Raw genomic sequence first — 12531 nt, forward strand, 5'->3', positions numbered from 1 at the left:
GAATGGTGGCATAACAAAATAGGAAACGGTAAAATAAGAAAGAATAGGAAGGAATTTGCCAAAGAATAGCGAAAATTAATCGTTAAGATATAAGAAGCTTTAAATCTTGTACTTACACAGAAAGGTTGGGAGTTATGGAAGGGAAAATTTTAATCGTTGATGATCAATATGGCATTCGTGTGTTATTACATGAAGTGTTCCAAAAAGAAGGTTATCAGACATTCCAAGCAGCAAATGGATTTCAAGCTTTAGATATCGTGAAAAAAGATAATCCAGATTTAGTTGTGTTAGATATGAAGATTCCAGGTATGGATGGTATAGAGATTTTAAAGCATGTAAAAGAAATTGATGAGAGTATTAAAGTAATTTTAATGACTGCTTATGGAGAGCTTGATATGATCCAAGAAGCAAAAGATTTAGGTGCTTTAATGCATTTTGCTAAACCATTTGATATTGATGAAATTCGTCAAGCTGTGAGAAATGAGCTCGCTGTAGAGGCGTAAAAATGAATTTTTTATAAAAAATATGGAAAAAAGCGTTTACATGGACTATTGTGCAGGTGAATACGGTTGAGTTTTTGAGTACAAGTTGTTATCCTATTGAGTGTAGAAAAAAGTCCGGTATGTATATATACATATTTTACCTTATTCTGGTCATACTACCAGCGATAAGAACTTATCGGATACAAAAAACGTTTTTTAGGAGGATTCACCATGCCTTTAGTTTCTATGAAAGAAATGCTAAACAAAGCACTAGAAGGAAAATACGCAGTTGGTCAATTCAACATGAACAACTTAGAGTGGACTCAAGCTATCTTAGCTGCTGCGGAAGAAGAAAAATCTCCTGTAATCCTAGGTGTATCTGAGGGTGCAGCTCGTCATATGACTGGTTTCAAAACAGTTGTAGCTATGGTTAAAGCTTTAATCGAAGAAATGAACATCACTGTTCCTGTAGCGATTCACCTTGATCATGGTTCAAGCTTCGAAAAATGTAAAGAAGCAATCGATGCAGGTTTCACATCTGTAATGATCGACGCTTCTCACCACCCATTCGAAGAAAACGTTGAAACTACTAAACAAGTAGTAGAATACGCACACGCTCGTAACGTATCTGTTGAAGCTGAGCTTGGAACAGTTGGCGGACAAGAAGACGACGTAATCGCTGAAGGCGTAATTTACGCTGACCCAGCAGAGTGTAAGCACCTTGTTGAAGCAACAGGTATCGATTGCCTAGCTCCAGCTTTAGGTTCTGTACACGGTCCTTACAAAGGTGAGCCTAACTTAGGATTCGCTGAAATGGAACAAGTTCGTGACTTCACTGGCGTACCTTTAGTATTACATGGTGGTACTGGTATCCCAACTGCTGATATCGAAAAAGCTATCTCTTTAGGTACTTCAAAAATCAACGTAAACACTGAGAACCAAATCGAGTTTACAAAAGCTGTTCGTGAAGTATTAAACAAAGACCAAGAAGTTTACGATCCTCGTAAATTTATCGGACCTGGCCGCGACGCTATCAAAGCAACTGTTATTGGTAAAATTCGCGAATTCGGTTCTAACGGTAAAGCGTAAGAATAAAATTCCGTTTTGGAAACCGTCTAGTCTTTTAGACGGTTTCCTTTCGTTGTATAATGAAAGCGTGAACAAGTCTAAAGATTTTATCATTTTTGTTTTTAAATAGAAAATAATGTGCATAGTCCTATTAATAAATGTGATAACGTATCTAAATTGATAAAGTGCATTCGATGAATAGTTGATCTTTATCTATTCGTGCTACAGGAGAAATGAAGATAATGGTTTCCTATTTATTGAGTTTTGGGATGGAAAGAGTAATTGAGATTCTTAAGGGGAGCTTTCTATAAAAAGATAGAAAGTAAATACATTCACAAGAAGGGAGCTCAATATGGAAAAATTGCTAATTGAAGGCGGAAGAGCTTTAAATGGAACAATTCGAGTAAGTGGTGCAAAGAACAGTGCCGTTGCATTAATTCCAGCGACAATTTTAGCAGATACTCCAGTAACTATTGGTGGTGTCCCTAATATTTCGGACGTGAAAATGTTAGGAGACTTACTAGAGGAAATTGGAGGGAAAGTAACTTATGGACAGGAGGAGGAGATGGTAGTCGATCCTTCTAACATGGTTGCAATGCCTTTGCCAAATGGAAAAGTGAAAAAATTGCGCGCTTCTTATTATTTAATGGGTGCAATGCTTGGCCGTTTTAAAAAAGCTGTTATTGGGCTTCCGGGTGGATGTCATTTAGGACCGAGGCCGATTGATCAGCATATTAAAGGGTTTGAAGCGCTAGGTGCACATGTTACGAATGAACAAGGTGCCATCTATTTAAGAGCAGATGAGCTACGCGGGGCACGTATTTATTTAGATGTTGTTAGTGTAGGAGCTACGATTAATATTATGCTAGCAGCTGTACGAGCAAAAGGTAGAACTGTTATTGAAAATGCAGCGAAAGAGCCTGAGATTATTGATGTAGCTACATTGTTAACAAGCATGGGGGCACGTATTAAAGGTGCTGGTACAGATGTAATCCGAATAGATGGTGTGGACTCTTTACATGGTTGTCACCATACTATCATCCCAGATCGTATTGAAGCTGGTACGTATATGATTCTAGGAGCTGCATCAGGAGGAGAAGTAACGGTTGATAATGTTATTCCTCAGCATTTAGAATCAGTTACTGCAAAGCTAAGAGAAGCTGGTGTTCAAGTTGAAACGAACGATGATCAAATTACGGTGAACGGTAATAGAAAATTAAAAGTAGTTGATATCAAAACGCTTGTATATCCAGGTTTTCCAACAGATTTACAACAGCCGTTTACGACGCTTTTAACAAAGGCGCACGGAACGGGAGTTGTAACAGATACGATTTACGGTGCCCGTTTCAAACACATTGATGAATTACGTCGTATGAATGCTCAAATTAAAGTAGAGGGTCGTTCGGCAATTGTAACTGGTCCTGTGTTACTGCAAGGTGCAAAAGTGAAGGCGAGTGATTTACGAGCGGGAGCGGCACTTGTTATTGCAGGATTAATGGCAGATGGAATTACAGAAGTAACAGGACTGGAGCATATTGATCGAGGTTATGAGAATATAGTGGACAAGCTTAAAGGGCTTGGAGCAAACATTTGGCGAGAACAAATGACAAAGCAAGAAATTGAAGAAATGAAGAACGCATAAGTGATACTTCCGCAAGGGGAAGTGAAGCATCACTACTTGCGGAAGTACACTTTATAGAAAAACACGGTTCACAAAATACGGCAGAAATATAAAGACTTAAAGGAGAGGGATTATCGTGGAGAGAAGTTTATCTATGGAGTTAGTACGTGTAACAGAGGCTGCAGCTTTATCATCAGCGCGTTGGATGGGGCGCGGGAAAAAGGATGAGGCAGACGGTGCAGCAACATCAGCTATGCGTGATGTATTTGATACAATTCCGATGAAAGGGACAGTTGTAATTGGTGAAGGTGAGATGGATGAAGCACCAATGCTATATATCGGAGAGAAATTAGGTACAGGATATGGACCACGTGTAGACGTTGCGGTTGATCCTTTAGAAGGGACAAACATCGTAGCAGCTGGTGGCTGGAATGCTCTTGCTGTTATTGCAATTGCAGACCACGGTAATTTGTTACATGCCCCTGACATGTACATGGATAAAATCGCGGTTGGCCCAGAAGCAGTTGGGGCGGTCGACATTGATGCGCCTATTATTGATAACTTACGTGCAGTTGCGAAAGCGAAAAATAAAGATATTGAAGATGTTGTAGCGACAGTTTTAAATCGTCCACGTCATCAAGAAATTATCGAAGAAATTCGTAAAGCTGGTGCTCGCATTAAATTGATTAATGATGGAGATGTAGCTGGAGCGATTAATACAGCGTTTGATCGTACAGGTGTAGATATTTTATTTGGATCTGGTGGAGCACCTGAAGGTGTATTAGCAGCAGTTGCTTTAAAATGTTTAGGTGGAGAAATTCACGGAAAACTATTGCCACAAAACGAAGCTGAATTAGCGCGTTGTAAAAAAATGGGTATAGAAGACATTAATCGTATCCTTCGTATGGAGGACTTAGTAAAAGGTGACGATGCAATCTTTGCAGCAACAGGCGTAACAGATGGAGAACTATTACGCGGTGTTCAATTTAAAGGTAGCGTAGGAACAACGCAATCCCTTGTTATGCGCGCAAAATCAGGCACAGTACGCTTCGTGGATGGACGTCATAGCTTGAATAAAAAACCAAACTTGGTTATTAAATAAAAAGCGTAAGCAGCTCGTTCAGAATGGGAGGGGGATGGAGCTTCTGACGTAGAGGCGCTTTTTGCCTCGTAGGAAGAAGTGAAGCCACCGACCATTCTAGCTGCTGAAGCTGGATTAAGTAAAAAGCGGAGGTGGCTTGCTCAGAAGGGGAAGGCATTGGAACTCCTGACGAAGAGGCGTTTTGTGCCTCGCAGGAAGGGGTGAAATGACTGATCCTTCTAGACACCGGAGCTGGATTAAATAAAAAGTGCAAGCGGCTCGTTCAGAATCGCAGGCTATTTGGAGCTCTCGACCTTGAAGCGCTCTTTGCTTCGAGTGAGAGAGTGAAATGGTCGACTTTTCTAACTATCGGAGCTGGAACTAAATTAAATAAGAAGCGAAGACAAATTTTCTTGTCTTCGCTTCTTGTATTTGTGTTCCAACGTATTGATTAAAACTAGATAAAAGGGTTACAATAGTGAATATTACCCTACTTGAACTTATTGCCTTTCATTATTAATTATTTGCCTTCCGTATTTTTTCCCTTTACCCATGAAAAAAGAGAATAACGTTAAAGTGTGGTGTCTGAATGAATTTGTCAATTGCAGCATTAGAAAACATGAAATTAAAAGAGTTATACGAGCTTGCGAAAGAATTTAAGATTTCGTATTATAGCAAGTTAACGAAAAAAGAGTTAATTTTTTCTATTTTGAAAGCTCGAGCAGAAAAAGAAGGTTTCTTTTTCATGGAAGGCGTATTAGAAATTATTCAATCAGAAGGATTTGGATTCCTACGTCCTATCAACTATTCTCCAAGCTCAGAAGATATTTATATCTCAGCTTCGCAAATTCGTCGTTTCGATTTACGTAATGGAGATAAGGTTTCTGGTAAAGTACGACCTCCGAAAGAAAATGAACGCTATTTTGGGTTATTACAAGTTGAAGCTGTAAACGGAGATGATCCAGATTCAGCAAAAGAGCGTGTGCATTTCCCTGCATTAACACCATTATACCCAGATCGCCAAATGAAATTGGAAACGGAACCTAAAAAGTTACCGACACGCATCATGGATTTAATCGCACCAGTTGGATTTGGACAACGTGGTTTAATTGTTGCGCCTCCAAAGGCTGGTAAAACAAGTCTATTAAAAGAAATTGCACATAGTGTTACAACAAATCATCCGGAAGCAGAATTAATTGTACTTTTAATTGATGAGCGTCCAGAGGAAGTAACAGACATTGAACGTTCTGTTAAAGGAGATGTTGTAAGTTCTACTTTTGATGAAGTACCAGAAAATCATATTAAAGTAGCTGAGCTTGTGTTAGAACGTGCGATGCGTCTTGTAGAGCACAAGAAAGATGTTATCATTTTAATGGATAGTATTACCCGTTTAGCTCGAGCTTACAACCTCGTTATTCCACCAAGTGGTAGAACATTATCAGGTGGTATCGATCCAGCTGCCTTCCATAGACCGAAGCGTTTCTTTGGAGCTGCGCGTAATATTGAAGAAGGCGGTAGCTTAACAATTTTAGCAACAGCCCTTGTTGATACAGGATCCCGTATGGACGATGTTATTTACGAGGAATTTAAAGGAACTGGAAATATGGAACTTCACTTAGATCGTTCATTAGCTGAACGTCGTATCTTCCCGGCGATCGATATTCGTCGCTCTGGTACACGTAAAGAAGATCTATTAATTCCAAAAGAACATTTAGACAAGTTATGGGGCATTCGTAAAACAATGCGTGATACACCAGACTTCGTTGAAAGTTTCTTACGTAAGCTTCGTCAAACGAAGACAAATGAAGAGTTTTTACAAAACATTGTTGCAGACTCAAAAAGGTATGTAACAACTAAGTAAAGGGAAAAAATCAGGACTCGCTTATTTTATAGTAAGCGAGTTTTTTATGCTGTTTAGGTGATATTAAAGAGAGAGAGAAGTGAGAGAAACTTAGCCAGTCAGAGCTAAACGAGCCGTCTCCACTTTAAGATAATATCCAGTTCCGGTGGCTAGCTCTTCGCATCTAAGAACCTTCTGCCCGAAAGGTAAAAAGCACCTTTAGGGCGAAAGAACCTTAGCTGGTCAGAGCTGAGCGAGCCACCTCCACTTTAAATTTAATATCCAGCTTCAGCGGCTAGAATGGTCGGTGGCTTCGCGTCTTCCTACGAGGCAAAAAGCGCCTCTACGTCAGAAGCTCCATCCCCCTCCCATTTTGAACGAGCCGCTTGCGCTTTTAAAATTAAAAAGACAAAAACAGGTAGTTGCAAAATGAAGTTAGCCTTGTTATAATTTCATCATATGTGTTTCATCAATATAGTTGTGTATGCAGCTGAAGATGAAAAACTCTGTTTCGAAAATGATTCAGGGCGGAAGGAGATGAAAAGAATGAAAGCAGGAATTCACCCAGATTACAAGAAAGTTGTATTCATGGACACAAACACAGGCTTCAAATTCTTAAGCGGATCTACTAAAGGATCTAACGAAACTGTTGAGTGGGAAGATGGTAACACTTATCCATTACTAAAAGTTGAGATCAGTTCTGATTCTCACCCATTCTACACTGGACGTCAGAAGTTTGCTACTGCAGACGGACGCGTTGACCGCTTCAATAAGAAATACGGTCTTAAGTAATAAAAACATAAAACAGGCAAGTGTATGTATTCGCTTGTCTGTTTTTTTTGCGAAAATATTATACCTTTACCCTACTTTTAACTGAAAAGTAGATGAAAGGAGAGCTTCATGTACTTAATAAATCAAAATGGCTGGATTGAAGTGATTTGCGGTAGTATGTTTTCTGGCAAGTCAGAAGAGCTAATCCGCCGTGTGCGCCGTACGCAATTTGCAAAACAACATGCAATTGTATTTAAACCATGTATTGATAATCGATATAGTGAAGAAGATGTAGTATCACATAATGGATTAAAGGTAAAAGCAGTTCCTGTTTCAGCTTCAAAGGATATATTTGAACATATTACAGAAGAGCTGGATGTTATTGCAATCGATGAGGTGCAATTTTTTGATGGGGACATTGTGGAAGTGGTGCAAGTATTGGCAAATCGTGGCTATCGTGTCATTGTAGCTGGTTTAGACCAAGATTTCCGTGGTCTACCATTTGGACAAGTTCCTCAGCTGATGGCGATTGCTGAACATGTAACAAAACTACAAGCAGTATGTTCTGTATGTGGATCTCCAGCAAGTCGTACACAACGATTAATTGATGGAGAACCAGCGGCATTTGATGATCCAATTATTTTAGTTGGAGCTTCAGAATCGTATGAACCGCGTTGTCGTCATTGTCATGCAGTACCTGCAAACAAAGATAAGTAAAACTCGCTGCGCAAGGCGGGTTTTTTTCAAAATAGAGAGAATGAGCGGTGTGAGCCGCTTACGCTTTTAAATATATCTAGTTCTGGTGGCTAGCTCTTCGCATCTAAGAACCTTCCGCCCAAAAGGTAAAAAGCACCTTTAGGTCGAAAGAACCTTAGCTGGTCAGAGCTGAAAGAGCCACCGCCACTTTTAAATATATTATCTAGCTCCAGCGGCTAGAATCTCCGGCCATTTCACTCTCTCGCTCGAAGCAAAGAGCGCTTCAAGATCGAGAGTTCCAATGTCCTGCGATTCTGAACGAGCCGTTTGTGCTTTTAAATATAATTTGCGTTTTTTTGAGTAAGTACCATATACTATTTGTATTAGATACTAGGATGTAGAGGTGAATGATGTGTTAGATCGTTTGCAAGCTGTAGAAAATCGTTATGAGAAGTTAAATGAATTGTTAAGTAATCCAGCGATTATTAGTGATTCAAATAAGCTTCGTGAATATTCAAAGGAACAGTCTGATATACAGGAAACGGTAGAGGTGTATCGTGAGTATAAGGATGTTCGTGAGCAATTAAAAGATGCGAAAGCAATGTTAGAAGATAAGTTAGACGCAGAAATGCGTGAAATGGTAAAAGAAGAAGTTTCTGAGTTAGAATCACAAGATAAAACATTATCAGAGCGTCTGAAAATTTTACTTGTTCCAAAAGACCCTAATGATGATAAGAACGTTATCGTTGAGGTTCGTGGAGCTGCTGGTGGAGACGAGGCAGCTTTATTTGCTGGTGACTTATACCGTATGTATAGCCGTTACGCTGAGGTACAGGGCTGGAAAACGGAGATTATTGAGGCTAGCTATACAGAGTTAGGTGGATATAAAGAGATTATCTTTATGATTAATGGTAAAGGTGCTTTCGCGAAGCTGAAATTCGAGAATGGTGCTCACCGTGTCCAACGTGTTCCTGAAACGGAATCTGGTGGACGTATTCATACATCTACAGCAACTGTAGCTGTATTACCAGAGGCAGAAGAAGTAGAAATTGATATTCATGAGAAAGATGTTCGTGTTGATACATTCGCTTCTAGTGGACCTGGTGGACAGAGCGTTAATACAACGATGTCAGCGGTGCGTTTAACGCATTTACCGACTGGTGTAGTTGTATCTTGTCAGGATGAGAAATCACAGATCAAGAATAAAGAAAAAGCGATGAAAGTATTACGCGCACGTGTTTATGATAAGTTTAGACAAGAAGCGCAAGCTGAGTATGATCAAAACCGTAAACAAGCTGTTGGTACGGGAGATCGTTCAGAGCGTATTCGTACGTATAACTTCCCGCAAAACCGTGTTACAGACCATCGAATCGGTTTAACGATTCAAAAGCTAGATCAAATCTTACAAGGTAAGTTAGATGATTTCATCAATGCCTTAGTGATGGAAGATCAGGCTCAAAAGATGGAGGCAGCTGAGTAATGCGTGTCTATGAAGCCCTGAAATGGGCTTCTTCTTTTTTACAGGAAAATGGACGAGATGAAAATGCGGGAGAAATTGTCCTTTGTCATGTATTAAAGGTGAACAGAACAGGATTACTTATGAATATGCGTGAAGAAATAACTGAGGATCAAGAGAAAAGCTTTACGGAGTTTATCCACAAGCATGTAGAAGGTATTCCTATTCAATATATGATTGGTTATGAAATGTTTTATGGACGGTCTTTCTTTGTGAATGAAGAAGTATTAATACCAAGACCGGAAACAGAAGAGCTTATAGTGGGAGTATTAGAAAGAATCGAGCGCCATTTTGGTGATGAGAAACTACATGTAGCAGATATAGGTACAGGTAGTGGAGCGATTTCTATTACGCTTGCTTTAGAAAATGAAAATCTTCATGTTTATACAGTAGATATTGCACAAGAGTCGATTGAAGTTGCAAAAGAAAATGCAAAAGCTTTAGGTGCAGAAGTAACGTTCTATCACGGTGATTTATTGTCACCATTTCATAAAACGGGTCAAAAGCTAGATGTTGTTGTTTCAAATCCTCCATATATACCGGAAGAGGATTGGCGTGGTCTTTCTCCTGTTGTGAAAGAGCATGAGCCGAAGAGAGCACTTGTTGGTGGTGAAGACGGATTAGATTTCTATCGCCGTTTTATGGAAGAATTGCCGAATGTGTTGCAGAAGAAAGCGATTGTGGCGTTTGAAATTGGAGTAGGACAAGGTGAGGATGTAAAAAGATTGTTACAACAAGCTTTTCCACATGCTCATGTTGAGGTTGTTTTCGATATTAACGGAAAAGATCGTATGGTATTTGCAGAGATGGAGTAAGGTTCACACCTTACTCTATTTTTTTGTGGAAAAATTCATATAGATTTTGAATTTAATAGTTTAGAAAGATGAAAGTCTGTCCACACTGTTTGTAGAAGGGACGGTGGAGGAAATGAAAAAACAAGTTATTGCTTATCTTCTTATACTATTAATTGGTGCACAGTTACTTGTGCAGTTTGGATATATGAAAGCTGATGCGAAAGGGCCTTCAGTTATTCCGAAAGAGGCCGTTCGATTACGAATTTTAGCAAATAGTGATTCAGATAAAGACCAGGCATTGAAACGTAAAGTGCGTGATGAAGTAAAAGCACAAATTGATGGGTGGGTAGCGGATTTAACTTCATTTGAAGAGGCACGCAAAGTAATTCAAAGTCATATTCCAGAAATCGAGAAAACGGTGGAAAATACGTTAAAAAGAGAAGGAAGTAAAGATTCATTTCAAGTTAAATTTAGTAAGAATGTAAAGTTTCCTACAAAGGTATACGGGAATTTTATTTATCCAGCAGGAGAATATGAAGCGGTATTAATCACAATTGGAGAAGGTGAAGGGGCGAACTGGTGGTGTGTATTATTTCCACCAATGTGTTTCTTAGATTTTTCGAGCGGGACAGCTGTAAGAAAGGAAGAGCACGTTGTGAAGGCGGAATCTCCTGAAGAGGAGCAGGTGAAACAACTAGATGAGGAAGTAATAGATAAAGAAGAGAAGAAAGTAGATAAGGTAAAAGAAACGAAAGCTGTAAAGCAGGAAGTAGTAAAAAAAGTAACAGCTTCTGAAAAGAAAGTAGTAAAAAATGAAACAAAAGTCGAAGAGCAGCCTGTAAGTAAAGAAGAAATGAAAACTGTGGAAAAAGTGGAGAAACCTGTGGAGAAAAAACAAGAAAAGCAAAATGAGTATGTAAAAGTAGAAGAGGAAGAAGAAAAGCCAGAAGTTAAATTGTTTATTGTAGAAGCTTTTACATCTTTATTCTCTAAATAGTACTATTAATAAATCCCTCTTCATATATAAAAATGAGGAGGGATTTATTATGAAGAAAGTGTATTTTGCTACGAAAGCAGATGTGGAAAGATTACATTCTTTTTTCGGACAAGCTAATAAAAAAGATGATAAAATAAATGAGTTGTACGCACAATTTATGATTTTGGAAGAGGCGGAAGAAATACGAGCTGTAATTGGTTATGAACAAAGTGGGGAAGATGTGCTTATTCGTTCTTGTTTATTCACACCTCATGTGGATAAACAGACTTTCTTATATTTTTTTGAAATGTTTTTGCAGTATATGAAAGAAAAAAGTGTTCAACAATTGTACTTACTAACAAATCATCCACAATCTGTACCGATCTTTCAGTTTTTTGACTTTTTTACTATAGAAAAGGATGAGGTTCCAGAGGGAATTCAACAACTAGAACATTTTTGTAAAAATATAAAAGAGCAGAATGCAATAATACTAAATTGTCAGCTATTCACAAAGTTATCCACGGATTAATTAGGTTTATCCACATTTTGTGGATAAACCTTGTTTGTCTTTTGGATAAATCTCATAGTAAACTAAAAATATACAAGTATTTAAGGGTAGAAAAGGACGTGGAAAAAAATGCATACAAACATGTGGGTTGTGGATAATGTTGTGGAAAGAAAAAAATATTATCCACAGTTACAAGAAGCAGCAAAATTATTAAGAGAAAATGAGGCGGTGGCTTTCCCTACGGAAACAGTATATGGGTTAGGTGCAAATGCGATGGATGATGAAGCAATCGCGAAAATTTTCGAAGCGAAAGGAAGACCGAGTGATAATCCACTCATTGTCCATATAGGTACAAAATCTCAGTTAGATGGGATTGTGAAAGAAATTCCACCAGTTGCAGAGAAGTTAATGGCGCATTTTTGGCCAGGACCATTAACAATTATTTTGCCGAGAAAAGAAGGGATTTCAGAGAAGGTGACGGCAGGACTTAATACGGTTGGAGTAAGAATGCCTGATCATCCAATTGCACTTGCTCTTATTGAAGAGGCGAATGTACCTGTTGCAGCACCAAGTGCGAATCGTTCAGGGCGTCCAAGTCCAACATTAGCTTCTCACGTATATGAAGATTTGAATGGGAAGATTGCAGGTATTGTTGATGGTGGTGCAACTGGAGTAGGCGTTGAATCAACTGTAATTGATTGTACAAGCGCGGTTCCAACAATATTACGTCCAGGTGGGATTACGAAAGAACAATTAGAAGCGGTGATAGATACTGTTTCTTTAGATCCAGCTTTAAAGGATGAGAAGGAAAAACCGAAATCGCCTGGAATGAAATACACACATTATGCGCCGAAAGCACCACTTAGTATTGTTGAGGGTTCACGTGAGTTTATTCAGCATCTTGTGGATGAGAAAAAGGAAGAAGGATTTAAAGTAGGCGTATTAACGACAGAAGAGTATCAGCATGTATATAGTGCAGATGTTATATTATCTTGTGGTGTTAGAAGTGACTTAGCTAGTGTTGCGACTAAATTATATGATGTACTTAGAACATTTGATGCAAGTGAAGTGGATGTTATTTTTAGTGAGTCATTCCCTAATGAAGGAATAGGGAATGCGATTATGAATCGTTTAACAAAAGCGGCAGGACATCATATTATTATTGAATGATAAGGTAA

The 12531-nt window shown here is 38.8% G+C and carries 12 protein-coding genes; all 12 read left to right on the top strand.

Features of this window, described 5'->3' with window-relative positions; translation table 11 throughout:
- Positions 1-134: 134 nt before the first annotated feature.
- A complete protein-coding gene (spo0F, locus tag AU379_RS18210; protein ID WP_000398594.1) occupies positions 135-503 on the top strand; it encodes a sporulation initiation phosphotransferase Spo0F in 369 nt (122 codons plus the stop codon).
- 210 nt (positions 504-713) lie between these two features.
- Positions 714-1571, top strand: a complete 858-nt coding sequence (locus tag AU379_RS18215; protein WP_001131855.1) for a class II fructose-bisphosphate aldolase — start codon at positions 714-716, stop codon at positions 1569-1571.
- Between the two features lie 331 nt (positions 1572-1902).
- On the top strand, positions 1903-3192 hold the full coding sequence (gene murA, locus AU379_RS18220) for a UDP-N-acetylglucosamine 1-carboxyvinyltransferase (RefSeq protein ID WP_000413254.1): 1290 nt from the start codon (positions 1903-1905) through the stop codon (positions 3190-3192).
- Between the two features lie 115 nt (positions 3193-3307).
- On the top strand, positions 3308-4273 hold the full coding sequence (glpX, locus tag AU379_RS18225) for a class II fructose-bisphosphatase (RefSeq protein ID WP_000442340.1): 966 nt from the start codon (positions 3308-3310) through the stop codon (positions 4271-4273).
- A 568-nt stretch (positions 4274-4841) separates the two neighbouring features.
- On the top strand, positions 4842-6113 hold the full coding sequence (rho, locus tag AU379_RS18230; RefSeq protein ID WP_001053903.1) for a transcription termination factor Rho: 1272 nt from the start codon (positions 4842-4844) through the stop codon (positions 6111-6113).
- 525 nt (positions 6114-6638) lie between these two features.
- The gene (locus tag AU379_RS18235) at positions 6639-6884 is read left to right on the top strand and encodes a type B 50S ribosomal protein L31 (protein ID WP_000643433.1); all 246 of its coding nucleotides are present in this window, start codon (positions 6639-6641) and stop codon (positions 6882-6884) included.
- 108 nt (positions 6885-6992) lie between these two features.
- Positions 6993-7580, top strand: coding sequence for a thymidine kinase (locus AU379_RS18240; RefSeq protein ID WP_000280859.1), 588 nt, complete (start codon positions 6993-6995; stop codon positions 7578-7580).
- A 391-nt stretch (positions 7581-7971) separates the two neighbouring features.
- On the top strand, positions 7972-9039 hold the full coding sequence (gene prfA / locus AU379_RS18245; protein WP_061139587.1) for a peptide chain release factor 1: 1068 nt from the start codon (positions 7972-7974) through the stop codon (positions 9037-9039).
- Entirely contained in the window at positions 9039-9890 is an 852-nt protein-coding gene (gene prmC / locus AU379_RS18250) for a peptide chain release factor N(5)-glutamine methyltransferase (RefSeq protein ID WP_001267055.1), read from the top strand. Before prfA ends, prmC begins: the two co-directional genes overlap by 1 nt.
- Positions 9891-10002: 112 nt before the next feature.
- Positions 10003-10866 carry a stage II sporulation protein R gene (gene spoIIR / locus AU379_RS18255; protein ID WP_002097913.1) on the top strand — a complete coding sequence of 288 codons (864 nt, stop codon included), beginning with the start codon at positions 10003-10005 and terminating at the stop codon, positions 10864-10866.
- A 49-nt stretch (positions 10867-10915) separates the two neighbouring features.
- Positions 10916-11374 (top strand): mechanosensitive ion channel protein, encoded by a 459-nt coding sequence (locus tag AU379_RS18260; protein WP_000758437.1) that lies wholly within the window; start codon positions 10916-10918, stop codon positions 11372-11374.
- A 108-nt stretch (positions 11375-11482) separates the two neighbouring features.
- Positions 11483-12523 (top strand): L-threonylcarbamoyladenylate synthase, encoded by a 1041-nt coding sequence (locus AU379_RS18265; RefSeq protein WP_044585027.1) that lies wholly within the window; start codon positions 11483-11485, stop codon positions 12521-12523.
- Positions 12524-12531 lie beyond the last annotated feature (8 nt).

It is taken from the genome of Bacillus sp. JH7 (assembly GCF_001563515.1).
Taxonomy (GTDB): Bacteria; Bacillota; Bacilli; order Bacillales; family Bacillaceae_G; genus Bacillus_A; species Bacillus_A cereus.

What these genes read in the sequence shown, in the direction of transcription:
- spo0F (WP_000398594.1), top strand. Translation starts at nt 135, where the DNA reads ATGGAAGGGAAAATTTTAATCGTTGATGATCAATATGGCATTCGTGTG.
- AU379_RS18215 (WP_001131855.1), top strand. Translation starts at nt 714, where the DNA reads ATGCCTTTAGTTTCTATGAAAGAAATGCTAAACAAAGCACTAGAAGGA.
- murA (WP_000413254.1), top strand. Translation starts at nt 1,903, where the DNA reads ATGGAAAAATTGCTAATTGAAGGCGGAAGAGCTTTAAATGGAACAATT.
- rho (WP_001053903.1), top strand. Translation starts at nt 4,842, where the DNA reads ATGAATTTGTCAATTGCAGCATTAGAAAACATGAAATTAAAAGAGTTA.
- AU379_RS18235 (WP_000643433.1), top strand. Translation starts at nt 6,639, where the DNA reads ATGAAAGCAGGAATTCACCCAGATTACAAGAAAGTTGTATTCATGGAC.
- AU379_RS18240 (WP_000280859.1), top strand. Translation starts at nt 6,993, where the DNA reads ATGTACTTAATAAATCAAAATGGCTGGATTGAAGTGATTTGCGGTAGT.
- prmC (WP_001267055.1), top strand. Translation starts at nt 9,039, where the DNA reads ATGCGTGTCTATGAAGCCCTGAAATGGGCTTCTTCTTTTTTACAGGAA.
- spoIIR (WP_002097913.1), top strand. Translation starts at nt 10,003, where the DNA reads ATGAAAAAACAAGTTATTGCTTATCTTCTTATACTATTAATTGGTGCA.
- AU379_RS18260 (WP_000758437.1), top strand. Translation starts at nt 10,916, where the DNA reads ATGAAGAAAGTGTATTTTGCTACGAAAGCAGATGTGGAAAGATTACAT.
- AU379_RS18265 (WP_044585027.1), top strand. Translation starts at nt 11,483, where the DNA reads ATGCATACAAACATGTGGGTTGTGGATAATGTTGTGGAAAGAAAAAAA.